General features: G+C 65.7%; 22 protein-coding genes. 10 read left to right on the forward strand and 12 right to left on the reverse strand.

Annotation, left to right across the window (positions count from 1 at the left end; translation table 11 throughout):
- Positions 1-45: 45 nt before the first annotated feature.
- From nadC to purN, 6 genes are all read right to left on the reverse strand, one after another.
- On the reverse strand, positions 46-1,002 hold the full coding sequence (gene nadC, locus BUB20358_RS08090; RefSeq protein WP_223473310.1) for a carboxylating nicotinate-nucleotide diphosphorylase: 957 nt from the start codon (positions 1,000-1,002) through the stop codon (positions 46-48).
- A complete protein-coding gene (gene nadA, locus BUB20358_RS08095) occupies positions 1,002-2,135 on the reverse strand; it encodes a quinolinate synthase NadA (RefSeq protein WP_035971857.1) in 1,134 nt (377 codons plus the stop codon). Before nadA ends, nadC begins: the two co-directional genes overlap by 1 nt.
- Before the next feature lie 252 nt (positions 2,136-2,387).
- The gene (locus tag BUB20358_RS08100) at positions 2,388-3,584 is read right to left on the reverse strand and encodes a DesA family fatty acid desaturase (RefSeq protein ID WP_006763608.1); all 1,197 of its coding nucleotides are present in this window, start codon (positions 3,582-3,584) and stop codon (positions 2,388-2,390) included.
- 210 nt (positions 3,585-3,794) lie between these two features.
- A complete protein-coding gene (locus BUB20358_RS08105) occupies positions 3,795-5,171 on the reverse strand; it encodes a mechanosensitive ion channel family protein (protein ID WP_006763607.1) in 1,377 nt (458 codons plus the stop codon).
- Between the two features lie 12 nt (positions 5,172-5,183).
- Positions 5,184-6,446 carry an RsmB/NOP family class I SAM-dependent RNA methyltransferase gene (locus BUB20358_RS08110; protein WP_006763606.1) on the reverse strand — a complete coding sequence of 421 codons (1,263 nt, stop codon included), beginning with the start codon at positions 6,444-6,446 and terminating at the stop codon, positions 5,184-5,186.
- Positions 6,443-7,105: a phosphoribosylglycinamide formyltransferase gene (purN, locus tag BUB20358_RS08115; RefSeq protein ID WP_006763605.1), complete on the reverse strand. Its 663-nt coding sequence runs from the start codon at positions 7,103-7,105 to the stop codon at positions 6,443-6,445. The genes BUB20358_RS08110 and purN overlap by 4 nt, the downstream gene beginning before the upstream one ends.
- A 123-nt stretch (positions 7,106-7,228) precedes the next feature.
- Here purN and BUB20358_RS08120 point away from each other — a divergent pair, with 123 nt between their 5' ends.
- The 5 genes from BUB20358_RS08120 to dut all read left to right on the forward strand — a co-directional run bounded on the left by BUB20358_RS08120 (position 7,229) and on the right by dut (position 13,442).
- Entirely contained in the window at positions 7,229-8,221 is a 993-nt protein-coding gene (locus tag BUB20358_RS08120; RefSeq protein WP_006763604.1) for a bifunctional riboflavin kinase/FAD synthetase, read from the forward strand.
- 98 nt (positions 8,222-8,319) lie between these two features.
- The gene (gene ileS / locus BUB20358_RS08125; protein ID WP_006763603.1) at positions 8,320-11,157 is read left to right on the forward strand and encodes an isoleucine--tRNA ligase; all 2,838 of its coding nucleotides are present in this window, start codon (positions 8,320-8,322) and stop codon (positions 11,155-11,157) included.
- A gap of 3 nt (positions 11,158-11,160) precedes the next feature.
- Positions 11,161-11,661, forward strand: a complete 501-nt coding sequence (lspA, locus tag BUB20358_RS08130; protein WP_006763602.1) for a signal peptidase II — start codon at positions 11,161-11,163, stop codon at positions 11,659-11,661.
- Between the two features lie 67 nt (positions 11,662-11,728).
- A complete protein-coding gene (coaBC, locus tag BUB20358_RS08135) occupies positions 11,729-12,940 on the forward strand; it encodes a bifunctional phosphopantothenoylcysteine decarboxylase/phosphopantothenate--cysteine ligase CoaBC (protein ID WP_006763601.1) in 1,212 nt (403 codons plus the stop codon).
- A 55-nt stretch (positions 12,941-12,995) separates the two neighbouring features.
- Positions 12,996-13,442, forward strand: coding sequence for a dUTP diphosphatase (gene dut / locus BUB20358_RS08140; protein WP_006763600.1), 447 nt, complete (start codon positions 12,996-12,998; stop codon positions 13,440-13,442).
- Between the two features lie 181 nt (positions 13,443-13,623).
- Here dut and BUB20358_RS08145 read toward each other — a convergent pair whose 3' ends face one another.
- From BUB20358_RS08145 to clpS, 3 genes are all read right to left on the reverse strand, one after another.
- The gene (locus BUB20358_RS08145; RefSeq protein ID WP_006763599.1) at positions 13,624-15,003 is read right to left on the reverse strand and encodes an amino acid permease; all 1,380 of its coding nucleotides are present in this window, start codon (positions 15,001-15,003) and stop codon (positions 13,624-13,626) included.
- A gap of 100 nt (positions 15,004-15,103) precedes the next feature.
- Positions 15,104-17,392 carry an ATP-dependent Clp protease ATP-binding subunit ClpA gene (gene clpA / locus BUB20358_RS08150; protein WP_045552418.1) on the reverse strand — a complete coding sequence of 763 codons (2,289 nt, stop codon included), beginning with the start codon at positions 17,390-17,392 and terminating at the stop codon, positions 15,104-15,106.
- Complete coding sequence (gene clpS / locus BUB20358_RS08155) at positions 17,389-17,703, reverse strand: ATP-dependent Clp protease adapter ClpS (RefSeq protein ID WP_006398529.1); 315 nt, start codon at positions 17,701-17,703, stop codon at positions 17,389-17,391. Before clpS ends, clpA begins: the two co-directional genes overlap by 4 nt.
- 544 nt (positions 17,704-18,247) lie before the next feature.
- On the opposite strand from clpS, the gene BUB20358_RS08160 reads away from it, so the two are divergent.
- Positions 18,248-18,451, forward strand: coding sequence for a cold-shock protein (locus BUB20358_RS08160; protein ID WP_004196460.1), 204 nt, complete (start codon positions 18,248-18,250; stop codon positions 18,449-18,451).
- A 200-nt stretch (positions 18,452-18,651) separates the two neighbouring features.
- Here the strand turns inward: BUB20358_RS08160 and BUB20358_RS08165 are convergent, their stop codons facing one another.
- A complete protein-coding gene (locus tag BUB20358_RS08165; RefSeq protein WP_035971853.1) occupies positions 18,652-20,256 on the reverse strand; it encodes a multicopper oxidase family protein in 1,605 nt (534 codons plus the stop codon).
- A 575-nt stretch (positions 20,257-20,831) separates the two neighbouring features.
- On the opposite strand from BUB20358_RS08165, the gene BUB20358_RS08170 reads away from it, so the two are divergent.
- Positions 20,832-21,056, forward strand: a complete 225-nt coding sequence (locus BUB20358_RS08170) for a hypothetical protein (RefSeq protein ID WP_006763597.1) — start codon at positions 20,832-20,834, stop codon at positions 21,054-21,056.
- 66 nt (positions 21,057-21,122) lie between these two features.
- Here BUB20358_RS08170 and BUB20358_RS08175 read toward each other — a convergent pair whose 3' ends face one another.
- Together BUB20358_RS08175 and icd are read right to left on the reverse strand one after the other, a co-directional pair.
- On the reverse strand, positions 21,123-23,351 hold the full coding sequence (locus tag BUB20358_RS08175; RefSeq protein ID WP_006763596.1) for an NADP-dependent isocitrate dehydrogenase: 2,229 nt from the start codon (positions 23,349-23,351) through the stop codon (positions 21,123-21,125).
- Between the two features lie 280 nt (positions 23,352-23,631).
- Positions 23,632-24,888, reverse strand: coding sequence for an NADP-dependent isocitrate dehydrogenase (icd, locus tag BUB20358_RS08180; protein WP_006763595.1), 1,257 nt, complete (start codon positions 24,886-24,888; stop codon positions 23,632-23,634).
- Between icd and BUB20358_RS08185 the strand changes: the two genes are divergently transcribed.
- The 3 genes from BUB20358_RS08185 to BUB20358_RS08195 all read left to right on the forward strand — a co-directional run bounded on the left by BUB20358_RS08185 (position 24,887) and on the right by BUB20358_RS08195 (position 26,220).
- Positions 24,887-25,096, forward strand: a complete 210-nt coding sequence (locus BUB20358_RS08185) for a hypothetical protein (RefSeq protein WP_035971851.1) — start codon at positions 24,887-24,889, stop codon at positions 25,094-25,096. The two genes, icd and BUB20358_RS08185, sit on opposite strands and share 2 nt — an antisense overlap.
- Positions 25,097-25,147: 51 nt before the next feature.
- Complete coding sequence (locus BUB20358_RS08190) at positions 25,148-25,726, forward strand: pseudouridine synthase (RefSeq protein WP_006763594.1); 579 nt, start codon at positions 25,148-25,150, stop codon at positions 25,724-25,726.
- A 278-nt stretch (positions 25,727-26,004) separates the two neighbouring features.
- Complete coding sequence (locus BUB20358_RS08195) at positions 26,005-26,220, forward strand: hypothetical protein (protein ID WP_080599357.1); 216 nt, start codon at positions 26,005-26,007, stop codon at positions 26,218-26,220.
- Positions 26,221-26,288: the final 68 nt, after the last annotated feature.

A 26,288-nucleotide genomic window follows, 5' to 3' on the forward strand; every position in this document is an offset into this window, starting at 1 on the left:
CGCGCCAACGGCTTTTTTCATCGGATCGCCCGAAGCTCGAACGGCTCAGTCGACGATTCGCATCGAATAGTCGGTCGCGCGCACGTCCTTCGTCAGCGCGCCGATCGAAATGCGATCGACGCCGGTTTCGGCGAACGCGCGCACCGTATCGAAATTGACGCCGCCCGACACCTCGAGCAGCGCCTTGCCGGCCGTCACGCGCACCGCTTCGCGCATCATGTCGAGCGGGAAGTTGTCGAGCAGCACCGACTGCGCGCCATGCGCGAGCGCCGTATCGAGCTGCGCGAGCGTTTCGACTTCGATCTGCACCGGCACGCCCGCATTCAGCGCGAACGCCGCATCGAGCGCCTCGCCGACGCCGCCCGCCGCCGCGATGTGGTTCTCCTTGATCAGGATCCCGTCGTACAGCGCGAGACGCTGGTTCTCGCCGCCGCCGACGCGCACCGCATACTTCTGCGCGAGCCGCAGGCCCGGCAGCGTCTTGCGCGTATCGAGAATCTTCGCGCGCGTGCCTTCGACGCGGTCGACGTAACGGCGCGTCGCCGTCGCGACGCCCGACAGCAATTGCAGGAAGTTCAGCGCGTTGCGCTCGGCGGTCAGCAACGCGCGCGCCGGCCCGTCGAGTTCGCAAACGATCGAGTCGGGCGCCATTCTGTCGCCCTCGCGATAGCGCCATTGCACGACGATCGTCGGGTCGATGCGCTCGATCACGCGCTCGAACCACGGCACGCCGCACAGCACGGCTTCCTCGCGCACAATGACGCGTGCGCGGCGACGCTCGTCCGCCGGCACGAGCCGGCCGGTCTGATCGCCGGCGCCGACGTCTTCGGCAATCGCGTCGGCCACGTTGCGTGCGATCGCATCGTCGAATGCCGCGCCGTACTGCGCGCGAATCGCGTCGAAAAGCGGCGACACGGCGCCGCTCGCCGCGCGCACGGCGCGGTCGTTCGCGGCGCCGGCGACGCGTTCGTCCGGCAGCGGCTGAACGTACGGACCGTTCATTACGCCGCCCCCACGTTTGCGAACAGCGGCTGGTCGCGCTGCAGATCGCCGCTCGCCTGCACGCGCTTCTTGTGCGCGGCCGCGAAATCGAGCATCCGGTCGATCGGCACACGTGCGCGTTCGCCGATCGCCGGATCGACGAAGATCTCGTTGTGGCCGCGCTCGAGCACGTCGGCGAGGTTCGCGAGGCCGTTCATCGCCATCCACGGACAGTGCGCACAGCTCTTGCACGTCGCGCTGTTGCCGGCGGTCGGCGCCGCGATGAACGTCTTGCCGGGCGCGGCCAGCTGCATCTTGTGCAGGATGCCGAGATCGGTCGCGACGATGAAGCGCGTCGCGTCGAACTTGACGGCAGCATCGATCAGTTGCGTCGTCGAGCCGACGACGTCGGCCTGCGCGACGACGCTCTCCGGCGATTCAGGGTGGACCAGCACTTTTGCGTCCGGATATTCGGCGCGCAGCAGATCGAGCTCGATGCCCTTGAACTCGTCGTGCACGAGGCACGAGCCCTGCCACAGCAGCATGTCGGCGCCGGTTTTCTTCTGAATATAGCTGCCGAGATGACGGTCCGGCGCCCAGATGATCTTCTCGCCGCGCGCATGCAGGTCGGCGACGATCTCGAGGCCGATCGACGACGTGACCATCCAGTCGGCCCGTGCCTTCACGGCCGCGCTGGTATTCGCGTACACGACGACGGTGCGGTCCGGATGCGCGTCGCAGAACGCGGAGAATTCGTCGACCGGGCAGCCGAGATCGAGCGAGCACGTGGCATCGAGATCGGGCATCAGGATGCGCTTGTTCGGGCTGAGGATTTTGGCGGTTTCGCCCATGAAGCGCACGCCTGCGACAACGAGTGTCTGCGCGTCGTGATCGCGGCCGAACCGCGCCATTTCGAGCGAGTCGGCTACGCAGCCGCCGGTTTCGTCCGCGAGCGCCTGCAGTTCGGCGTCCACGTAGTAGTGGGCGACGAGCACGGCCTTTTCGCGTACGAGAAGTGCCTTGATGCGCGCTTTCAGTGCGGCGCGTTCTTCGGCGGACGGCGTGTCGGGCACTTTCGCCCATGCCTGTCCGACGCCGCACACGCCTGCGGCGACCGGCCGGTCGTACTCGACGGGTTTGATCGTCGATTGCATCTCCGTATCTCCTGTCGACCCGAGTTAGCGCTTTAGCGCTTACTCGGGTCCCATGCAAAGCCATCGGCCCGAGTCCGCGCTTCAACGCTCACTCGCGTCCCATGCAAAGCCATCGATCCGAGTTGGCGCTCCAGCCCCCTCCGATCCCGAGCAGGCTTCCTCCTGCCGCAGGCCGCGCGAAACGCGCGGCCAAATGAAAAAACCCCGCCAGCGCGGGGTTTGTGACGTCCTGAGATTCTAATCGATTTCGAATCACGCGTAGCGGCGCAGACGCATCGCAAATTCCTGCAGCGCCTTGATCCCGCTTTGTTCCGCGCGATGACACCAATCCTGCAATTGCGCGAGCAGTTGTTCGCGCGATGCCGTCGAGCGGTCCCAGATCGCCGCGAGATCCTGGCGCAGCTGGAAGTACGTGTGCAACTTCTGGCTGCTCGCGAAGATCTCGGGCAGCAGCTTCTTCTGCGGCTCGTCGAGGCCGTCGGCATCCTTGTGGAACCACTTGCGCGCGCTGCGCATCAGCTGATACTTCTCGCTCGAGCCGAGCTCCTTCAGATGCGCGAGCTCCTGCCGGTACGCGCGCTTCAGCGCCTTGCCGTAGCGCGCCATCACTTCGTAGCGGTTCGACAGCACGGCCTGCAGCGTCTCCTGGTCGAGCACGGTCTTCGGCTTGTTCAGGCGCGGCGTCGGTGCGATCTTCTTCACCTTCGCGAGGCCGAATGCCGACATGATGCGGATGTACATCCAGCCGATGTCGAACTCGTACCACTTGTTCGACAGCTTCGCCGACGTGGCGAACGTATGGTGATTGTTGTGCAGCTCTTCGCCGCCGATCACGATGCCCCACGGGAACAGGTTCGTGCTCGCGTCGGCCGAGTTGAAGTTGCGATAGCCCCAGAAGTGGCCGAAACCGTTGACGACGCCCGCGGCCCAGAACGGAATCCACGCCATCTGCACGGCCCAGACGGTCAAGCCGAGCACGCCGAACAGCGCGACGTCGATCACCATCATCAGGCTCACGCCGAGAATCGGGTACTTCGAATAGACGTTGCGTTCGATCCAGTCGTTCGGCGTGCCGTGACTGAACTTGCGCATCGTCTCTTCATTCTTCGCTTCCGCGCGGTACAGCTCCGCGCCTTCGAGGAACACCTTCCAGATGCCGCGCGTCTGCGGGCTGTGCGGATCTTCCTCGGTCTCGCACTTCGCGTGATGCTTCCGATGAATCGCGGCCCACTGGCCGGTCAGCATGCCGGTCGTCATCCACAACCAGAAGCGGAAGAAGTGACTTGCGATCGGATGCAGCTCCAGCGCGCGGTGCGCCTGACAGCGATGCAGATAGACCGTCACGCCGATGATCGTGACGTGCGTGACGGCCAGCGCGAACAGCGCGACCTGCCACCATGAAAAACGCAGGAGCCCGTGGGAAAGAAAATCGAGCAGGGAATTCAGCAAGGCAGTTACCTGTGGTGAGAGCGACCCCGGCACACGCCGGCGTCATAAAAATGAAAGCATACCTCGGATAGACCGAAATTTTACTTCAACCGTTCCAAGCCTTTGTAACAAATGAACATTTTCTTGCCTTGACGCAACGACGATAGTCCATCGCCGGACCCGGTCGGCCGATCGCTCCGCGCTCCGCCGTTCCGCCGCGTCAGATGCGGCTCAGGCAGCCGAGGCCCGCAGATCGTCCGCGCCGCTCCGGGGCGCCGAATCGCGATCGGCAGCGACATCCGCCGCGACGAAGCCGTCCGGCAGCCCGACGACGCGCACGTCGCGTTGCGGAAACGGAATCGACACGCCGTGCTCGCAGAACAGCCGCCAGATGTTCCGATTGACCGCCGAGCGCACGCCGGACGTGCCCTTCGCCGCATCCTCGATCCAGAAGCCGAGCTCCAGATCGATGCCGTCGGCGCCGAACCCGACCAGATACGGCGTCGGCGGCGGGTCGTCCAGCACGCGCGGCACGCCCTTCGCGGCATCCGCGAGCAAGGCGAGTGCCTGCTCGACATCGCTCGTGTACGCGACCTGCACCGCGACCTTCGCATGGCCGCGCGTCTGATACGACGACTGGTTCTGCACGACGTCGGTGATCAGCTTCTCGTTCGGAATCAGCGTCTCGTTGCCGTCGAGGCCGCGCACGACCGTATAGCGCGTGCGGATCTGCGTGACGACGCCCTGCAGCCCGCCGACGCTGATCGCGTCGCCGAGCCGCAGCGAGCGGTCGAGCAGGATGATGAAGCCGGACACGTAGTTGCTCGCGATCTTCTGCAGCCCGAAACCGAGGCCGACGCCCAGCGCACCGCCGAATACGCCGAGCACCGTCACGTCGATGCCGACGAGCGACAGCCCGATCAGGACTGCCGCGAACACCAGCAGCGCGCGGCCGATCCGCGACAGCACGACCCTCAGGTTCGCATCGAGCGTGCTCGAGCGCGCGAGCCGCTCCTCGAGCACCGAGCCGGCCCACATCGCGACCATCAGCGTCACGCAGACCCACAGTGCGCCGGAAATCACCGACAGCAGCGTCAGATGCGCGTTCGCGACGCGGAACTGAACGCTGTCGAGCCACGCGAGCACGTCGCGCTGGATGCCGAGCACGGTCAGCACCATCGCCGCCCATACGATCACCGACACGATCTTCTCGACGATCGACAGCCACGCATGCGTGTGGCCGTCGCGCGCGAACACGCGCCGCGCAAAGAAGAACAGCACATAGATGAGCCCGATGCCGAACAGCGGCACGAGCGCGAGCGACAGCAGCGACGTCGACATGAACGGGTCGAGCGCGAGCTGCGCGGCGAGCACGAACGACCCGCCGAACAACGGGAACAGCGCGCGCTTCAGGCTGTGCGCACCCGCGCCGGGCGCGCGGCCGGCCGCACGCCGGCGTGCGTCGATGCGGCCGTGCACGAAGCGCGCGGTCAGCCACGCGAGGCCCAGCGCGCCGACGAGAATCGCGGCCTGCCAGATCATCACCGGCTGGTTGAAGTCGCGGATCACCGACGCGAGCCGGTGCGACAGCAGGCGGTTCTCCGTCATGATGCGCGGCCGTTACTGCGCGCGCCGCTCGAGCACCGCGGCGAAAAAGCCGTCGGTCGCGTGACGATGCGGCCACAGCGACAGGTAGTCGCCGGTGTCGAGCGCGATGCGCTGATCGGCGAGCACCTTCTGCGCGGGCACCAGCACGAAGTCCGGATGATCGGCCAGGAACTGCGCGACGATCTGCTCGTTCTCCGCGTCGAGCACGCTGCAGGTCGCGTAGACGAGCCGGCCGCCCTTCTTCACGAGGCGCGCCGCGCTCGCGAGGATCGACGCCTGCTTCGGCGTCAGCTCGTCGACCGACGTACGCGTCTGGCGCCACTTCAGGTCCGGATTGCGGCGCAGCGTGCCGAGTCCGCTGCACGGCGCGTCGACCAGCACGCGATCGATCTTGCCGGCGAGCCGCTTGATCTTCGCGTCGTGCTCGCTGTCGATCAGCACCGGGTTCACGTTCGACAGCCCGCTGCGCGCGAGGCGCGGCTTCAGCTTCGCGAGGCGCTTTTCCGATACGTCGAATGCATACAGACGGCCGGTCGAGCGCATCGCCGCGCCGAGCGCGAGCGTCTTGCCGCCGGCACCCGCGCAGAAGTCGACGACCATCTCGCCGCGCCGCGGCGCGACCAGCGAGCACAACAGCTGGCTGCCTTCGTCCTGCACCTCGATCTGGCCTTCCTCGAACAGCTTCAGCCGCGTGAGCGCCGGCTTGCCGACGACGCGCACGCCGTGCGGCGCGAACGGCGTCGCGCCCGCATCGATGCCGACCGCGCGCAGCCCGTCGATCACCTGGTCGCGCGTCGCCTTCAGCACGTTCGCGCGCAGATCGAGCGGCGCCGGGTAGTTCAACGCGGCCGCGAGCTGCGCGAGTTCGTCGGCGTCGAAACGGGTCGCGAGCGCCTGATGGATCCAGTCCGGCAGGTTCGTGCGAATGCGCACCGGCAGGCTGGCCGGATCGATCTTCGACACGTGCTCGAGCCATGCGGCCTCGTCGGCCGACACGAACGGCTTTAGCGCGTTGCGGCCGACCGTCTGCATCAGGCCGAGCAGCGTCAGGCGCCGCGCGGGGCTGCCCGTACCGCTCTCGGCCAGGTGCGCGAACTCCATCTTCCGGCGCAGCACCGCGAACACGGCCTCGGCGATCACGCCGCGCTCCGCATGCCCGAGCTTCGGGTGCGCGCGGAAGAACCGGCTCGTCGTCGCGTCGGCGGGGCCGGCGAATTTCAGCACTTCGGCCAGCAAAGTCTCGGTCTGGCCGATCAGGAATCCGTGCAGCTTCATACGCCCTCGTTCGTTTCAGTGTGCGGTTGATCCGCGAAAATCCAGCGCGCCTCGCCCGGCGCGACGATCGCGCGGCCGTCCTCGAGGCGCAGCCGCCCTTCGACGAACCAGCGCACCGCGCGCGGATACAGCACGTGCTCGACGGCCAGCACGCGCTCGGCGAGCGCGGCCGCGTCGTCGCCCGCACGCACGGGCACCGCGCCCTGCGCGACGATCGCGCCGCTGTCGAGCTCGGGAATCACGAAGTGCACGCTCGCGCCGTGCAGCGCGACGCCGGCGTCGAGCGCCTGCTGATGCGTATGGATGCCCTTGAAGCTCGGCAGCAGCGACGGATGGATGTTCAGCAGCCGGCCTTCGTATCGTCTGACGAAAGCCGGCGTGAGGATGCGCATGAAGCCCGCGAGGACCACGAGATCGGGCGCGAAGCGGTCGATCTCGGCGGCGAGCGCCGCGTCGAAGCTGTCGCGGCCGTCGAACGAGCGGTGGTCGACCACCGCGGTCGCTACCCCGTGCGACGCGGCAAAAGCAAGACCGGCCGCATCCGGCCGGTTGGCGATCACGGCGGCGACTTCGGCCGGCCAGCGTTCGCGCTCGCATGCGCGGACGATGGCCTCCATGTTGCTGCCGCGACCGGAAATCAGGATCACGAGTTTTTTCATCCGCGAATTTTACCATTCGCCCCCGTGTTTCCCGCCCTTGTCGGCCGCCGGTGCGCCCGAGCGTTTATAATCTTCTGCTTTGCGGCATTCCACCGCCCATTCCCCGACGCTGCATCCGCTATCGTGAAAGTCTTCCGCGGCCTGCCCAACGCCGAGAGTCGCGCGCCGTGCGCGCTGACCATCGGCAACTTCGACGGTGTCCATCGCGGCCACCAGGCCCTGCTCGCGCGCGTGCGCGCGGCAGCGGACGCACGCGGGCTGCCCGTGTGCGTGATGACTTTCGAGCCGCATCCGCGCGAATTCTTCAACCCGGCCGGCGCGCCGCCGCGCATCGCGATGCTGCGCGACAAGCTCGAGGCGCTGCGCGAGCACGGCGTCGACCGCGTCGTCGTCGAGCACTTCAATCACACGTTCGCGAGCCAGTCGCCGCAGGCGTTCGTCGAGCGCACGCTGGTCAACGGGCTGCATACGCGGTGGATGATGGTCGGCGACGACTTCTGCTACGGCGCGAAGCGCGCGGGCACGTTCGACACGTTGAAGGCAGCCGGCGAGCAGTACGGCTTCGAGGTCGAGCAGATGGGCACGGTCGCCGGCAGCGACGGCACGCGCATTTCGAGCTCGGGCGTGCGCGCCGCACTCGCGGCCGGCGATCTCGCCGCGGCCGCGCAGGCGCTCGGCCACGGCTACGCGATCAGCGGCCACGTCGCGCACGGCCTGAAGCTCGGCCGCGATCTCGGCTTTCCGACGCTGAATCTGCCGATCGCGCACAAGCGGCCGGCGCTCGCCGGCATCTTCGTCGTGCAGGTGCACGGTCTCGGGCCGGCTCCGCTGCCGGGCGTCGCGAGCCTCGGCCTGCGTCCGACCGTCGACGATTCCGGCCGCGTGCTGCTCGAAGTCCACCTGCTCGACTGGCACGGCGACGCGTACGGCAAGCTCGTGCGCGTCGAATTCCTGCAGAAACTGCGCGACGAGGCGAAATTCGACGATCTGGAGGCGCTGTCGCGCGCGATCGCGCAGGACGTCGCGAATGCGCGCGCGTACTTCATCGAGCGCGACCGCGCGCCGGGCAGCCGCGCGACCGGCTTCTCGACGTCGGCAACCGACCGAATTAGCTGATCCGGCCTGCGGCCTTGCGCCGCTCCGTCGCGCCGCCGCCGCGCGCGCATACCGATTCACGACGCTCGAGCGTCTCCCGATTTGATAGCGATCCCATCATGAGCAACAAGAAAGCCGATTCGAAACCGCAGGCCAAGTATCCGGTCAACCTGCTCGACACGCCGTTCCCGATGCGCGGCGATCTTCCCAAGCGCGAGCCGCAATGGGTGAAGGAGTGGGAAGAGCGCCGCGTGTACGACAAGATCCGCGCAGCCAGCAAGGGCCGGCCGAAGTTCATCCTGCACGACGGCCCGCCGTATGCGAACGGCGACATCCACCTCGGTCACGCGGTGAACAAGATTCTGAAGGACATCGTCGTGAAGTCGCGCAACATGGCCGGCTTCGATGCGCCGTACGTGCCCGGCTGGGACTGCCACGGGATGCCGATCGAGATCCAGATCGAGAAGCAGTTCGGCAAGTCGCTGCCGGCCGCGGAAGTGATGAGCAAGGCGCGCGCGTACGCGACCGAGCAGATCGAGAAGCAGAAGGCCGGCTTCAAGCGCCTCGGCGTGCTCGGCGACTGGGCGAATCCGTACAAGACGATGAACTTCGTCAACGAGGCGGAAGAGATCCGCGCGCTCGGCAAGATCCTCGAGAAGGGCTATGTGTACCGCGGGCTCAAGCCGGTGAACTGGTGCTTCGACTGCGGCTCCGCGCTCGCCGAGGCGGAAGTCGAGTACAAGGACCGCACGGATCCGACGATCGACGTGATGTTCCCGTTCGCGGAGCCGGAAAAGACCGCGCATGCGTTCGGCCTGTCCGCGCTGCCGCGCGCGGAAGGCGGCATCGTGATCTGGACCACGACGCCGTGGACGATCCCCGCGAACCAGGCGCTGAACCTTCATCCGGAAATCGTCTACGCGCTCGTCGACACCGAGCGCGGGCTGCTGATCATCGCGGAAGAGCGCGTCGCCGCGTGCATGGCCGAATTCAAGCTGACCGGCCGCGTCGTCGCGACCGCGCCGGGCGTGAAGCTCGCGAACCTGCGCTTCCATCACCCGCTCGCGTCCGCACATCCCGGCTATCAGCGCACCGCGCCCGTCTATCTCGGCGACTACGTGACGACCGACACCGGTACCGGCATCGTGCACTCGTCGCCCGCATACGGGATCGAAGACTTCATCTCGTGCAAGGCGCACGGAATGACCGATTCCGACTTCATCAACCCGGTGATGGGCGACGGCCGCTACATCGAGTCGCTGCCGCTGTTCGGCGGGCTGTCGATCTGGGACGCGAACCCGAAGATCGTCGACGCGCTGAATGCGGCCGGCACGCTGCTGCGCAGCGAGAAGTACACGCACAGCTACATGCACTGCTGGCGCCACAAGACGCCGATCATCTACCGCGCGACGTCGCAGTGGTTCGCCGGCATGGACGTGAAGCCGCGCGACGGCGGCAAGACGCTGCGCGAAACGGCGCTCGAAGGCGTCGACGCGACCGCGTTCTATCCGTCGTGGGGCAAGCAGCGGCTGTTCAGCATGATCGCGAACCGGCCGGACTGGACGCTGTCGCGCCAGCGCCAATGGGGCGTGCCGATGGCGTTCTTCGTGCACAAGGAAACCGGCGAGCTGCACCCGCGCACGCTGGAGCTGCTCGAGGAAGTCGCGAAGCGCGTCGAGCAGGCGGGCATCGAGGCGTGGCAGACGCTCGATCCGCGCGAGCTGATCGGCGACGACGCGAACCTGTACGAGAAGAACCGCGACACGCTCGACGTGTGGTTCGACTCCGGCACGACGCATTGGCACGTGCTGCGCGGCTCGCACAAGGACCAGCTGCAGTTCCCGGCCGATCTGTACCTCGAAGGCTCCGACCAGCACCGCGGATGGTTCCATTCGTCGCTGCTGACCGCGTCGATGCTCGACGGCCGCGCGCCGTACAAGGGGCTGCTCACGCACGGCTTCACCGTCGACGGCGAAGGCCGCAAGATGAGCAAGTCGCTCGGCAACGGCATCGATCCGCATGAAGTCGCGAACCGCCTCGGCGCGGAAATCATCCGGCTGTGGATCGCGTCGACCGACTATTCGGGCGAGCTCGCGATCTCCGAGGAGATCCTGAAGCGCGTGACCGAAGGCTATCGCCGCATCCGCAACACGCTGCGCTTCCTGCTCGCGAACCTGTCCGACTTCGATTACGCGCAGCACGCGCTGCCCGCCGGCGAATGGCTCGAGATCGACCGCTATGCGGTCGCGTTCTCCGCGCAGCTGCAGACCGAACTGCTCGCGCACTACGAGAAGTACGAGTTCCACCCGGTCGTCGCGAAGCTGCAGACGTACTGCTCGGAGGATCTCGGCGGCTTCTATCTCGACGTGCTGAAGGACCGCCTGTACACGAGCGCGGCCGATTCGCGCGCGCGCCGCTCCGCGCAAACCGCGCTGTACCACCTGACGCAAGGGCTGCTGCGCGTGCTCGCGCCGTTCCTGTCGTTCACCGCCGAAGAGGCGTGGAAGGTGTTCCAGCCGGCGAGCGACACGATCTTCACAGAAACGTACTACGCGTATCCGGCGATCGACGATGCCGCCGCGCTGATCGACAAGTGGGCGCTGTTGCGCGACGTGCGCGGCAACGTGACGAAGGCGCTCGAGGAAGCGCGCACCGCGAACCGCATCGGTTCGTCGCTGCAGGCCGAGGTAGCCGTGCACGCGAGCGGCGCGCGCTACGATGCGCTCGCGAGCCTCGGCGACGATCTGAAATTCGTGCTGATCACGTCGGCCGCGACGGTCGTGAAGGTCGACGACGAAGCGCAGGAAAGCGTCGACGTCGCTGCGTCGAAGTACCAGAAGTGCGAACGCTGCTGGCATTACCGCGAGGACGTGGGCGCGCACGCCGACCATCCGACGCTGTGCGGCCGCTGCTTCTCGAACCTCTTTGAAAACGGCGAAATCCGGAGCGCTGCTTAAACCATGGCGAAAACCCTGTCGAAGCCGGCCAGCGGCGCGCTCGCGCCCTGGCTCGGCATTTCGCTGATCGTGATCCTGTTCGACCAGCTGTCGAAGATCGCGATCCTCAAAACGTTCGCATACGGCGCGCAGCACGCGCTGACGTCGTTCTTCAACCTCGTGCTCGTGTACAACCGCGGCGCCGCGTTCGGCTTCCTGTCGACCGCGAGCGGCTGGCAGCGCTGGGCATTCACCGCGCTCGGGATCGGCGCGACGCTCGTGATCTGCTTCCTGCTGAAGCGCCACGGCCATCAGCGGCTGTTCAGCCTGTCGCTCGCGCTGATTCTCGGCGGCGCGCTCGGCAACGTGATCGACCGGCTCGTCTACGGCCACGTGATCGACTTCCTCGATTTCCACATCGGCACGTGGCACTTCCCGGCATTCAACCTCGCCGATTCCGCGATCACCGTCGGCGCGGTGCTGCTGATCTACGACGAACTGCGTCGCGTGCGCGGCTCGCGCTGAGCGTGCATACTCGGCGTCGACGGCCGGCCGCGCGCCGGTCGTCCGGATCGACTCCTGGAGGCCTGAGTTGGCACACGCAGAACTCGCTGGAAAACACCTCGTTCTCGGCCTGACGGGCGGCATCGCCTGCTACAAGATCGCCGAGCTCACGCGGCTGCTCACGAAGGCAGGCGCGACCGTGCAGGTCGCGATGACCGAAGCCGCCACGCAATTCATCACGCCCGTCACGATGCAGGCGCTGTCCGGCCGGCCGGTCTACACGAGCCAGTGGGACGCGCGCATCGACAACAACATGGCGCACATCGACCTGTCGCGCGAAGCCGACGCGATCGTGATCGCGCCCGCGTCGACGGATTTCCTCGCGAAGCTCGCGCACGGGTTCGCGGACGATCTGCTGTCGACGCTGTGCGTCGCACGCGATTGTCCGCTGCTCGTCGTTCCCGCGATGAATCGCCAGATGTGGCAAAACCCGGCCACGCAGCGCAACGTCGCGCAACTGCGCGCGGACGGCGTGTCGGTACTGGGCCCCGACTCGGGCGCGCAGGCGTGCGGCGAAGTCGGCGACGGCCGCATGCTCGAGCCCGAAGCGATCTATGAAGCGATCGTCGCGCACTTCCAGCCGAAGGTGCTCGCGCACCGGCGCGTGCTGATCACGGCCGGCCCGACGCTCGAACCGCTCGACCCGGTGCGCGGCCTCACGAACCGCTCGAGCGGCAAGATGGGCTTCGCGCTCGCGCGCGCCGCACAGCAGGCCGGCGCCGACGTGCACCTCGTCGCCGGCCCGGTCGCGCTCGACACGCCGTGGGGCGTGTACCGCGAGGACGTGCAGACCGCGCAGCAGATGTACGACGCGGTAATGCACGCGGTCGCCGACGCCGACATCTTCATCGCGGTGGCCGCGGTCGCGGACTGGCGCGTCGAGCAGCCGGCCGAGCACAAGATGAAGAAAACGGCCGACCGCAAGATGCCAGCGCTGACGTTCGTCGAAAATCCCGACATCCTCGCGTCGGTCGCCGCGCTGCCCGACCCGCCGTTCTGCGTCGGGTTCGCAGCGGAAAGCGGCGACCTCGACGTGCACGGCGACGAGAAGCGCAAGCGCAAGAACGTGCCGCTGCTCGTCGGCAATCTCGGCCCGCTGACGTTCGGCCGCGACGACAACGAGGTCGTGCTGTTCGAGGCGGCGGGGCTCACGCGCCTGCCGCGCGCGCCGAAGGACGAACTCGCGCACGCGCTCGTCGCGGAGATCGCGAAGCGCCTGCCCGACAACCGGCTGATCTGATCACCCGCGCGGCGACAAGCACGCGCCGCGCCCCTCCGACCGATTCGACGACTGCATGAAACTCGACCTGAAGATTCTCGACGCGCGCATGCGCGACTACCTGCCCACCTACGCGACCGCCGGCAGCGCGGGCCTCGACCTGCGCGCGTGCATCGACGCGCCGATTTCGCTGAAGCCGGGCGAAACGGCTTTGGTGCCGACCGGCCTCGCGATCCACGTCGCCGACCCCAACTACGCGGCGCTGATCCTGCCGCGCTCGGGCCTCGGCCACAAGCACGGGATCGTGCTCGGCAACCTCGTCGGCCTGATCGACTCCGACTATCAGGACCAGTTGATGATCTCGACGTGGAACCGCGGCCAGACCGAGTTCGTGCTGAATCCGTTCGAGCGGCTCGCGCAGCTCGTGATCGTGCCGGTCGTGCAGGCGCAGTTCAACATCGTCGACGACTTTGCCGCGAGCGAGCGCGGCGAAGGCGGTTTCGGCAGCACGGGGCGTCACTGACGCAAGGCAAGCGCGAGGAAGCAGGCGCTATGCGTCCTTCGTCCGCTCGGCGCTCGTCGTCGACGGCCGGGCGCGCTGCCGGCCTGCGTCGCAGAACGCCAGCGAACCTCACCGTCGTGTGCTTCACGGAACGTGGGCAACCGTGAAGACACGACCGCCCGCGACGCGACCCCGTCACACGTCAACGTGCGCGTTCGTGCCGATAGTGCAGCGCATACGCGAGTATCAGCAGCACGACGAACACGACGCCCACCACCATCGTCATCCGGAATTCGCGCGTAAACGCGGTCGTCAGCAAAATCGCCGCGACGAGCACGGCACCGAGCAGGCTGCCGAACGGATGCGCCCACATCCGGAACGCGAGCGCAGGGCCGCGATACCGCGCCCGGAAGCGCAAATGCGTGACGAAGATCATCAGCCATGTGAACAGCGCGCCGAACATCGCGATCGCCATCATCACGGTGAATGCGGTATCGGGCACCAGGGCGACCAGCACCGCGGCGACCGCGACGCCGCTCGTCGAAATCCACAGCGCCGCGCGCGGCACGCCGTTCGCGCCGAGCCGGCCGAACACCGCGGGCGCGAGCCGCGCCCGTGACAGGCTGAACATCATGCGTGTGGTCACGTAGAGCTGGCTGTTCATCGCTGATAGCGCCGCGATCAGCAGCACGAAGTTGATCACGCCGGCTGCGTACGGCACATGCGTCGCGGCCATCACTTTCACGAACGGGCTCTCGTCGGTGCCGGCCTGCGTCCATGGCACGATCGCGAGCATCAGCGCCAGCGTCAGCAGATAGAACAGCACGAGCCGGAACACCGTCGAGCGGAACGCGCGCGTGACCGCGTGCTGCGGGTTGCGCGCCTCGCCGGCCGCGATCGCGACCGCTTCGATGCTCATATAGCTGAAGATCGCGACGATCACCGCCACCCACGTGCCCCACGGCCCTTTCGGCATGAAGCCGCTGTGCGCGGTGTAGTTCGCGAAGCCGATGCCGGATGCGGACGGCGCGGTCCAGATCAGATACGCACCGAGCACGATGAACACGACGATCGCCGCGATCTTGAGCAGCGAAAACGCATACTCGACCGATCCGTACAACGTGACGCTCGCGAGATTCACCGCGATCAGCAGCGCGGAGAAGCCGATCACCCAGTACCAGCCGGGCACGGCCGGAAACCAGTACTTCATGAACACGGCGATTGCGCTGATCTCGGTGCCGATCGCGAACACGACCGCGAACCAGTACGCATAACGCACGAGAAAGCCCGCGAGCGGGCCGACGTAGTGTTCGGCATACGCGCCGAACGAACCGGCCGTGGGATGCGCGACCGTCATTTCGGCGAGCGCGCCCATCAGCAGCAGCGCGATCAGCGCGCCGATCGCATACGACAGCAGCACGCTCGGGCCGGCGAGCCCGATCGCGAAGCCGCTGCCGAGAAAGAGGCCCGTACCGATCGCGCCGCCGATCGCGATCATCGCCATCTGCCCCGACGTCAGCGCGTGGCGCAGCCCTTGTTCGCGCTCGACGATGTCGTCGAACGACCGGTTTTGTTGTGTCACTGCGTTACCGCTCCCTGCACCATCTGCGCCGCCGGCGCCCGATAAAACGAAACGGCGCGGAGAACTTCCCGCGCCGTTCCAATGAACAACGGATTATCGCTTATTCGACTTCGACGGTCTCTTCGTTCGGCTTGTGCGGCGGGTTGCCGAGCTTGTCGAACGACAGTTGCACCTTGCCGCTCTCGTCGATGTCGACCGTCACGTGACCGCCGTTCACGAGCTTGCCGAACAGCAGTTCGTCGGCCAGCGCGCGGCGGATCGTGTCCTGGATCAGCCGCTGCATCGGCCGCGCGCCCATCAGCGGGTCGAAGCCGTTCTTCGCGAGATGCTTGCGCAACGCGTCGGTAAAGAGCGCGTCGACCTTCTTCTCGTGCAGCTGTTCCTCGAGCTGGATCAGGAACTTGTCGACCACGCGCATGATGATTTCCTCATCGAGCGAGCGGAAGCTGATGATCGCGTCCAGACGGTTGCGGAACTCCGGCGTGAACAGGCGCTTGATGTCGGTCATCTCGTCGCCGGTCTCGCGACGCGTCGTGAAGCCGATCGTCGCCTTCTGCATCGACTCGGCACCCGCGTTCGTCGTCATGATGATGATCACGTTGCGGAAATCCGCCTTGCGACCGTTGTTGTCGGTCAGCGTGCCGTGATCCATCACCTGCAGCAGCACGTTGAAGATGTCCGGATGCGCCTTCTCGATTTCGTCGAGCAGCAGCACGCAGTGCGGCTTCTTCGTGACCGCTTCGGTCAACAGGCCGCCCTGGTCGAACCCGACGTAGCCGGGCGGCGCGCCGATCAGGCGGCTCACCGCATGACGCTCCATGTATTCGGACATGTCGAAGCGGATCAGCTCGATGCCGAGCGTGAACGCGAGCTGGCGCGCGACTTCGGTCTTGCCGACGCCGGTCGGGCCCGAGAACAGGAACGCGCCGATCGGCTTGTCCATCTTGCCGAGACCCGCGCGCGCCATCTTGATCGACGCGGCGAGCGCGTCGATTGCCGGATCCTGACCGAACACGACGCTCTTCAGATCGCGGTCGAGCGTCTGCAGCTTGCTGCGGTCGTCCTGCGACACGCTCTGCGCCGGCACGCGCGCGATCTTCGAAATGATTTCCTCGATCTCGCTCTTGCCGATCGTCTTCTTCTGCTTCGACTTCGGCAGGATGCGCTGCGCGGCACCCGCTTCGTCGATCACGTCGATCGCCTTGTCGGGCAGATGACGGTCGGTAATGAAGCGCGCCGACAACTCGGCCGCAGCCGACAACGCACCGGACGAGTACTTGACGCCGTGATGCTCTTCGAAGCGCGACTTCAGCCCGCGCAGGATCGCGACCGTCTGCTCGACGCTCGGCTCCGTCACGTCGACCTTCTGGAAGCGCCGCGACAACGCTGCATCCTTTTCGAAGATCCCGCGATATTCGGTGAAGGTCGTCGCGCCGATGCACTTCAGCGTGCCCGACGACAACGCTGGCTTCAGCAGATTCGACGCGTCGAGCGTGCCGCCCGATGCGGCGCCCGCGCCGATCAGCGTGTGGATCTCGTCGATGAACAGAATCGCGTGCGGACGCTCCTTCAGCTCCTTCAGCACCGTCTTCAGACGCTGCTCGAAATCGCCGCGATACTTGGTGCCCGCGAGCAGCGCGCCCATGTCGAGCGAGTACACCTGCGCGTTCGCGAGGATGTCCGGCACTTCGCCGCGCGTGATCCGATACGCGAGCCCTTCCGCGATCGCGGTCTTGCCGACACCGGCCTCGCCGACGAGCAGCGGATTGTTCTTGCGCCGACGGCACAGCACCTGCACGACGCGCTCGACCTCCGGCTCGCGCCCGATCAGCGGATCGATGCGACCGTCCTTCGCCATCTGATTGAGGTTCTGCGTGAACTGCGCGAGCGGGGTTTCCTTCTGCGCGTTCGCATCGTCGCTTTCCGCGTTCGCGTCGCCCGACTTCGCGGCTTCGCCGCTGTTCGTCTTCGCGATCCCGTGCGAGATGAAGTTCACGACGTCCAGACGCGTAACGCCCTGCTGCTGCAGGTAGTACACCGCGTGCGAATCCTTCTCGCCGAAAATCGCGACCAGCACGTTCGCGCCGGTGACTTCCTTCTTGCCGTTCGACGTCGACTGCACGTGCATGATCGCGCGCTGGAAGCCGAGCGTCGGCTGGGTATCGACGTCGTCGGTACCCGGAACGGTAGGCGTGTTGTCGTGAATGAAATTGCGCAGGTTCTGACGCAGATCCTCGATGTTCGCTGCGCACGCGCGCAACACCTCGGCTGCCGTCGGGTTATCCAGCAAGGCGAGCAGCAGATGCTCGACCGTAATGAACTCATGGCGCGCCTGACGTGCTTCCATGAACGCCATGTGCAGGCTGACTTCCAATTCCTGGTCAATCATGCTTCCTCCATCACGCACTGCAGCGGATGCCCGGCCTGCCGCGCATGGGTAACGACTTGCTCAACCTTGGTCGACGCGATGTCTCGCGTATAGACCCCACATACCCCTCGCCCCTCGCGATGGACCTTCAGCATGATCTGCGTGGCCGTCTCGCGATCCTTCTTGAAATACTCCTGGACCACCATCACGACGAATTCCATCGGCGTGAAGTCGTCATTCAGCAGCACCACCTTGTACATCGAAGGCGGCTTGAGCTTCTGCTGCTTGCGTTCCAGGACGGTGCTGTCCTGCTTGTCCGGGATAATCGCCATACACCCATTCTAAACAACTCGGACAGGCCCGCAATCCTGCCGTTACCCGACCGACCGGCCGGCACCCTCCCCGGTATCCCGGAAACACGCGAACCTCTTCGCGCCATACGAAAGCCGGCTGCGGTGCCGGCTTTCACGCTTGGCGCGGAACACGAACCGTCAAGGGGAACCGCGCCGGGACGTCATCTGCGCATCCAGTATCCCACAAGCCGGGGCGACTCGAACGCGTGTCACTCGAGCCTGGTATATGAGCCGATTATGCGACTTTTCAAGCGCACGCGCTTGGTCGCATGTTGCGAAGCAAAGCCGGAAAAACCCTGAAAATGGGTTCTTTACAACGTCCCTTCTAACCGTCTAAAAATTCCCCTTGACACTCAAATAAAGAGCGCCAACAATCAAGCTGGCACTTTTTTCATTTGCCGGTCGGCGAATTGAAAGAGGCCGAAGGTGAGCTTGTGAGGGGGGAACGGCTGCATTTTTCCGGTCGTTTAGCTTTTCGAGCGTGCTCGTGGTAAGTAGCGACTGTGTGACAGGGGAAGTAGGTATGGCAACTGGTATTGTCAAATGGTTCAACGACGCGAAGGGCTTCGGTTTCATCACCCCCGACGAGGGCGGTGAAGATCTGTTTGCGCACTTCTCGGCCATCAACATGCAGGGTTTCAAGACCCTGAAGGAAGGCCAGAAGGTGAGCTTCGAGGTCGTCCAAGGGCCGAAGGGCAAGCAAGCGTCGAACATCCAGGCCGCGTAAAGGCACCGGATATCGGACGAAAGAAACCCGGCACTGCGCCGGGTTTCTTTTTTTCAAGCCGGCCGAGCGACTATCGATTGGCCGGCTCGTTTATACAATCGCAGCGTAAAGACCGCGATTATCGGAACGGACATGCAGATGGTCGAAGATATGACCATCCGTTCAGTGCGTCTATATCCCGACCGACGCACTTCGCTGCATCAGACGACCTTCAGCGTGCCCATCATGCCGAGGTCCTCGTGTTCCAGAATGTGGCAATGGAACATGCGCTCGCCTCGCATGTCCTGCACCACGTGGATCGTCACCGTCTCGCCGCTGCGCACGTTCACCGTGTCGCGCCACGCGCGGAACGGCTCGGTCGTGCGCGTGCCGTTCGATGCACGCTCGACGACCTGAAACTGCGTGCCGTGCAGATGGAACGGATGATCCATGTCGGTCGCGTTGCGGATCGTCCAGCGTTCGACGTCGCCGCGGCGGCTCGTCAGCGTCGCACGATGCGGCGCATAGACGTCGCCGTTGACCGTGAAGCGCATGCCGGCCGGACGACCGTGCTTGGCCCCCTTCATCATCGCGTCCATGTCCATCTCTTCGCCGAACGCGACTTCCTTCGTCGCGACCGGCTCGCCAAGCGCCGGGACCGCCCGCAGCGTCGCCGGCACCGCGCGCGGCGCGGCGGGAGCGAACGATACATCAGCCAACGCGAGCGACGGATCGGGCGGCAGGCTGGCGTGGCCCTCGTCGTGCGACATCGCCATCTTGCCGCGATCGTATTCGGCTGCCTGCAACACAGCGCGCGATGCGCGGTCGCCGGCGCGAACCAGCAGTTCCGCGCGCTCACCCGGCGCGAGCAGCAACGATGTGACGCGACGCGGTGCGTCGAACAACCCGCCGTCGGTGCCGACATGGTCGAACGCACGACCGTCGTCGAACGCGATGCGCAGATAGCGCGCGCTGCACGCGTTCCACACGCGCCAACGCTCGTCGCCCGCGACGTCGATCCGCGGCCGCCGCGCGCCGTTGACCAGCACGAACTGGCCTTCACGGCCGTTCATCCAGTCCATCATGTCGTTCGGCGCGATCGTGCCGTCGCGCGCGAGTTTCAGGTCCGACACGAACAGGTTGCGTTCGGGCCAGCCGGCGAGCGGATCGTCGGCGGCGCGCACGACGAATGGGCCCGCGAGCCCGCGGAATACCTGCTCGGCCGTCATCATGTGCGGATGCGGGTGGTACCAGTACGTGCCGGCACTCCCCTTCGGCAGCGTGAAGCGATAGACGCGCGTCGCACCCGGTGCGACGAGGTCGGCCGGATTGCCGTCCTGATCGGGCGGCACCGGCAAACCGTGCCAGTGAATCGTCGACGGCTGCGGCAGCCTGTTCACGAACCTGATTTCGACCATGTCGCCTTCGCGCACGTCGATCAACGGCCCGATCACCGGGCCCTGCGTGCCTTCGCCGAATTGCCAGAACGTCGTCGGCCGCGCGCCGCGCAGCAGCGGACGCGCGACCGGCTGCGCGACCAGCGTCGCGCGGAACGTGCCCGGCTCGCGGCTTTCGTTTGCGAGCGTGCGCAATGTCGCGAGCGGTGCGCCGGCCGGCAGCGCATCGGCGGCGGCAAGCGCGGCCGGTGCCGGTGCCGGCTTGCCGTGCCCCGCGTGGCCCGACATGCCCGACATGCCCTGCATGTCGTCCATCTGGTCCATGCCCGCCATCCCCGCGTGGCCCGCATGCTGCGCCCACGCGGTGCGCGCGAGCAGCGAAGCGGCCGCGACGCCGATGGCGCGCGATAGAAAGGTTCTCCGTATCATCGATCGTTCCTCGTTATTCGTGCCGCGTCGCGCGGCCGGACGCTTTCCGCTGTTGCCGGATGTGTTCGGACACCGCGCCGCCGGACGCCCGCGTCATCATAACGGCAGGCCGGAACCGAAACGCGGCGACGCCGAAGCAGCGGCAATCCGTCGCGGGTGACGCGAATGGGCCTCGGCTCAGTCCGACGACCGGCGCGTTGTCCGCCGGCACCGTTGCGCCGACCTTCATCGACGAGCGCGGCAGCCCCGCTTCTCCCCTCATGCGAAGCGCGATCGCGCCGTCGCGATATTTCACGATACGCAACGCAGCGTTGCGTTATAAAAATCCGTGGTGCGGAGCACAAATTCGCTGTTTCGCGATGCCGAAAAACGTTGCACATTGCAAAATGCAATCCGCAAGCCTCTGTTTTTAAACCGTTATTTTTGTTTTGAGAAGCCGTTCTACACAGCCCCTTCGGCGAAGTCGCAGACGTAGACTTTGTCCATGCGCCGACGCTTCGCGATGAGGTTCGATACCGGAAACCCAACGCGAGCGGCACGACAGAATCGCTTGTGATCAGAAAGGGAGAACGGAAATGAAGGGATTTCGCTTTGGTTCAGCGCTCGGGTCGTTCTACATCCTGCCGGGTAACGGCGGCTGGGAAGCGACGTTCGGCAACGCCCTGCTCGGCGCGTTCTCGTGTCCGGAAGTCGCGGCGGATCATATCTCGCGCGGCGACTGCCCGAAGCTCGCCGAACTCGATACGGCGACGCTCGAAGTGCCGCACGAACTCGACGAGTGGGAAATCGTTCACGTCTGACCGGCAGCCGCCAATGAAAACGCCCCGGACATCCGGGGCGTTTTCCGTTCAATCACGCGTCGCGCGTCACGCGATTGCGTCGACGATCGCGTTCAGCGTCGCGCTCGGGCGCATCGCCTGGCTCGTCAGCGCGACGTCCGGACGATAGTAGCCGCCGATGTTCTGCGGCTTGCCCTGCGCGGCCGACAGCTCTTCGAGGATGCGCGCCTCGTTGTCCGCGAGCGCCTTGGCGACGCCTTCGAACTGCGCCTTCAGCGCCGCGTCTTCGGTCTGCTCCGCGAGCGCCTGCGCCCAGTACAGGCACAGATAGAAGTGGCTGCCGCGGTTGTCGAGACCGCCGACCTTACGCGCCGGCGACTTGTTTTCGTCGAGGAACTTGCCGGTCGCCTGATCGAGCGTCTTCGCGAGCACGAGCGCCTTCGGGTTCCGGTACGCATGGCCGAGGTGCTCGAGCGACGCCGCGAGCGCGAGGAATTCGCCGAGCGAATCCCAGCGCAGGAAGCCTTCCTCGACGAACTGTTGCACGTGCTTCGGCGCCGAGCCGCCGGCGCCCGTCTCGAACATCCCGCCGCCCGCCATCAGCGGGACGATCGACAGCATCTTCGCGCTGGTGCCGAGCTCCATGATCGGGAACAGGTCGGTCAGGTAGTCGCGCAGCACGTTGCCGGTGACCGAAATCGTGTCCTTGCCCGCGCGGATGCGCTCGAGCGAGAAACGCGTCGCTTCGACCGGCGTCATGATCCGGATGTCGAGGCCGCTCGTGTCGTGATCCTTCAGGTAGCGTTCGACCTTCGCGATGATCTGCGCGTCGTGCGCACGCGCCGGATCGAGCCAGAATACGGCCGGCGCGCCGGTCGCGCGGGCGCGGTTCACCGCGAGCTTGACCCAGTCCTGCACCGGCGCGTCCTTCGTCTGGCACATGCGCCAGATATCGCCGGATTCGACCGCATGCTCGAGCAGCACGTTGCCGGCTTCGTCGATCACGCGCACGACGCCGTCGGCCGGAATCTGGAACGTCTTGTCGTGCGAACCGTATTCTTCGGCCGCCTGCGCCATCAAGCCGACGTTCGGCACGCTGCCCATCGTGACCGGATCGAACGCGCCGTGCTGCTTGCAGTCGTCGATCACAGCCTGATAGACGCCTGCGTAGCAGCGGTCGGGAATCACGGCCTTCGCGTCGTGCAGTTCGCCGTCCGGGCCCCACATGCAGCCCGATTCGCGGATCATCGCCGGCATCGATGCGTCGACGATCACGTCGCTCGGCACGTGCAGGTTCGTGATGCCCTTGTCCGAGTTCACCATCGCGAGGCGCGGGCGCACCGCGTATTCGGCCTTGATGTCGGCTTCGATCGCTTCGCGCGTATCGGCCGGCAGATCCTTCAGGCGCGCGTACAGATCGCCGATCCCGTTGTTCGGATTGAAGCCGGCCTGCGCGAGCACGTCCGCATGCTTGGCCAGCGCGTCGCGGTAGAACACCGACACGACGTGGCCGAACAGGATCGGATCGGAGACCTTCATCATGGTCGCCTTCAGGTGCACCGAGAACAGCACGTCCTGCGCCTTCGCGTCCGCGATCTGCGCTTCGAGGAAGCTGCGCAGCGCGTTGCGGCTCATCACCGATGCGTCGATCACTTCACCGGCCTTCACGGCCGTCTTTTCCTTCAGCACCTTCTTCACGCCGTCGGCGGTCGTGAGCTCGATCTTCACGCTGCCGGCGTCGGCGATCAGCGCCGACTTTTCGCTGCCGTAGAAGTCGCCTTCGCTCATGTGCGCGACGTGCGCCTTCGACGTCGGCTTCCACGCGCCCATCTTGTGCGGATGCTTGCGTGCGTAGTTCTTCACCGACAGCGGCGCGCGGCGATCCGAGTTGCCTTCGCGCAGCACCGGGTTCACCGCGCTGCCCTTGATCTTGTCGTAGCGCGCCTTGATCGCCTTTTCTTCGTCGGTCGACGGCTCTTCCGGATAGTCCGGCAGCTTGTAGCCCTGCGCCTGCAGCTCGGCGATCGCGGCCTTCAGCTGCGGCACCGATGCGCTGATGTTCGGCAGCTTGATGATGTTCGCTTCCGGCTTCAGCGTCAGCTGGCCCAGCTCGGCCAGATCGTCCGAACCCTTCTGCTCGGGCGGCAGCATGTCGGCAAATGCCGCGATGATGCGGCCGGCGAGCGAAATGTCGCGCGTCTCGACGGCGACGCCGGACGAACGCGTGAAGGCCTTGACGATCGGCAGCAGCGAATAAGTGGCGAGCGCGGGCGCTTCGTCGGTCAGGGTGTAGATGATCTTGGGCGAAGTGGACATGGTCGATGCGTTGCTACGTGAAAGTGGGACTGAAGAGCGCCGGCGGTAACCGGCGGGGAGCGACCGGGTCGGTCGCGAAACGGGCGCGCCGGCTCAGCCGGGCGAGGGTGTTGCGAGGGCCGTCATGTTGTACCTTGCGGGGCATCCGGGCCGCATCGCGGCGCCGCGGCCCGCATGCGGGGCCGCCCCGTCAAACCAAACCTGCCATCCACGAAACGCCCCGGCGCCGGCAGTAGGCGCCGGGGCGGCCGGAAACGCGCCGGCCCGCCCCGAACGGGACTTACATGTTCTCGATCAGCACTTCGCCGAAACCCGAGCACGACACCTGCGTCGCGCCTTCCATCAGACGCGCGAAGTCGTACGTGACGCGCTTCTGCAGAATCGACTTTTCCATCGCGGCGATGATCGTGTCGGCCGCTTCCGTCCAGCCGAGATGGCGCAGCATCATTTCGGCCGACAGGATTTCGGAACCCGGATTCACGTAATCCTTGCCCGCGTACTTCGGCGCGGTGCCGTGCGTCGCCTCGAACATCGCGACCGAATCCGACAGGTTCGCGCCCGGCGCGATCCCGATGCCGCCGACCTGCGCGGCGAGCGCGTCGGAGATGTAGTCGCCGTTCAGGTTCAGCGTCGCGATCACGTCGTATTCGGCCGGGCGCAGCAGGATCTGCTGCAGGAACGCATCGGCGATCGAATCCTTGATCACGATCTCGCTGCCCGTCTTCGGATTCTTCACGCGCATCCACGGACCGCCGTCGATCAGCTCGCCACCGAACTCCTTCTGCGCGAGCGCATAGCCGGCGTCACGGAACAGGCCTTCCGTGAACTTCATGATGTTGCCCTTGTGCACCAGCGTGACCGACTTGCGATCGTTGTCGATCGCGTACTGGATCGCCTTGCGCACGAGCCGCTCGGTGCCTTCGGTCGACACGGGCTTCACGCCGATCCCCGACGTTTCCGGGAAGCGGATCTTCTTCACGCCCATCTCGTCCTGCAGGAACTTGATCACCTTCTTCGCCTGCTCGGAGCCGGCGGACCACTCGATGCCCGCGTAGATGTCTTCCGAGTTCTCGCGGAAGATCACCATGTCGATCTTGTGCGGCTCGCGCACCGGCGACGGCACGCCGTTGAAGTAGCGGACCGGGCGCAGACACACGTACAGGTCGAGCTCCTGCCGCAGCGCGACGTTCAGCGAGCGGATGCCGCCGCCGACCGGCGTCGTGAGCGGCCCCTTGATCGATACCACGTATTCTTTCAGCACCTGCAGCGTCTCGTCCGGCAGCCACACGTCCGGACCGTAGACTTTCGTCGCCTTCTCGCCCGCGAAGATCTCCATCCAGTGGATCTTGCGCTTGCCCTTGTAAGCGTGCGCAACCGCCGCATCGACGACCTTGATCATGACCGGCGTGATATCGAAGCCCGTGCCGTCGCCTTCGATATACGGAATGATCGGCTGATCGGAAACGTTGAGCGAGAAGTCCTTGTTGACGGTGATCTTGTCACCGCCGTCCGGAACCTTGATGTGCTGATACGGCATGATCGACTCCAGTGACGTGGCTGAGCAGGTGATGCTGGTCGAAGCTGCGCGCGCCGGCGAGGCGGCGTTGCCACCCGTGACGGCGACAGCGAGCCGCTATTCTAGCGCCCGAACTGCGGGCGGCGGCACGAACCGCGGCACTGCGTATCAAGTCTTCCCTTATGTCTTATATAAGACAGAGGACTTGCCGTTCCGTATTATGCATTAAGATTCCGCCATTTGCCATAGACCGCCCGCCCCGCCTGCGGCGGCGCCTCCGATGACCCTGCTCGCCCTCAACAAGCCGTTCGGCACGATTTGCCAGTTTTCCGCGCACGAAACGCGACCGTCGCTCGGCGACTGGGTAAAAACGCCCGGCGTCTATCCGGCCGGCCGGCTCGATGCGGACAGCGAAGGGCTGCTGCTGCTGACCGACGACGGCGCACTGCAGGCGCGCATCGCGGAGCCGCGCCACAAGCTCGTCAAGCGGTACTGGGCGCAGGTCGAAGGCGCACCCGGCCCCGCCGACCTGAAGGCGCTCGCTCGCGGCGTCGATCTCGGCGACTACGTGACGCGCCCGTGTCGCGCCGAGTTCATCGAGCCGCCCGACACGCTCTGGCCGCGCAATCCGCCGATCCGCTACCGCGCCGCGATCCCGACGACGTGGATCGAGCTTGCGATTACCGAAGGCAAGAACCGGCAGGTGCGCCGGATGACGGCGGCAGTCGGCTTCCCGACGTTGCGTCTGGTGCGCGTCGGCATCGGCGCGCTGGATATATTCGCGCTCGGCATTGCACCGGGCGAAACGATCGCGCTGCCGCCGCGCGCGCCGTGGGACGGTTTCGCGCACGCGCGGTGACAATCGGCGGCCCGCGCTTTTTTTTGCGATTTTTTCGTCAACCGTCCGCAAAGACCGCGCGTTAAACCACGCAGATGCCACCCTGAGCTATCCGGCATTGGCAGCCGAGCCGTGTTTGCGTCACGAAAGCGACGTTTTATTCGAATACGATTCGGCGCCCGCAGCGCAATGAGAAATTTCTCGGAGCGTCTGTCAACCGAAAGGTGGATGGCACCGTTAGACGTCATGACTCCTATGCCGGGTCATTTGGTTAATTAACTAAAGCTGAGGAACACAACATGAACAAACTGATCGCCGCTCTGGTCGCTGGTCTCTTCGCAACGGCTGCTTTCGCACAAGCTTCGGCTCCGGAAGCTGCTTCGGCTGCTGCTCCGGCAGCTGCTTCGGCACCGGCAAAGAAGGCCCACGCCAAGAAGCACCACGCAGCGAAGAAGCACCACGCAGCGAAGAAGGCTGCTAGCGAAGCCGAAGCCCCGGCAGCTGCTTCGAACTAAGCAAGCTGGTTGTAATAACGCAGTCAAGAACACGCATTCTTGCCGTTCTTACGGCGTTGAAAGGCAGA

This window comes from Burkholderia dolosa (assembly GCF_902499135.1).
Taxonomy (GTDB): domain Bacteria; phylum Pseudomonadota; class Gammaproteobacteria; order Burkholderiales; family Burkholderiaceae; genus Burkholderia; species Burkholderia dolosa.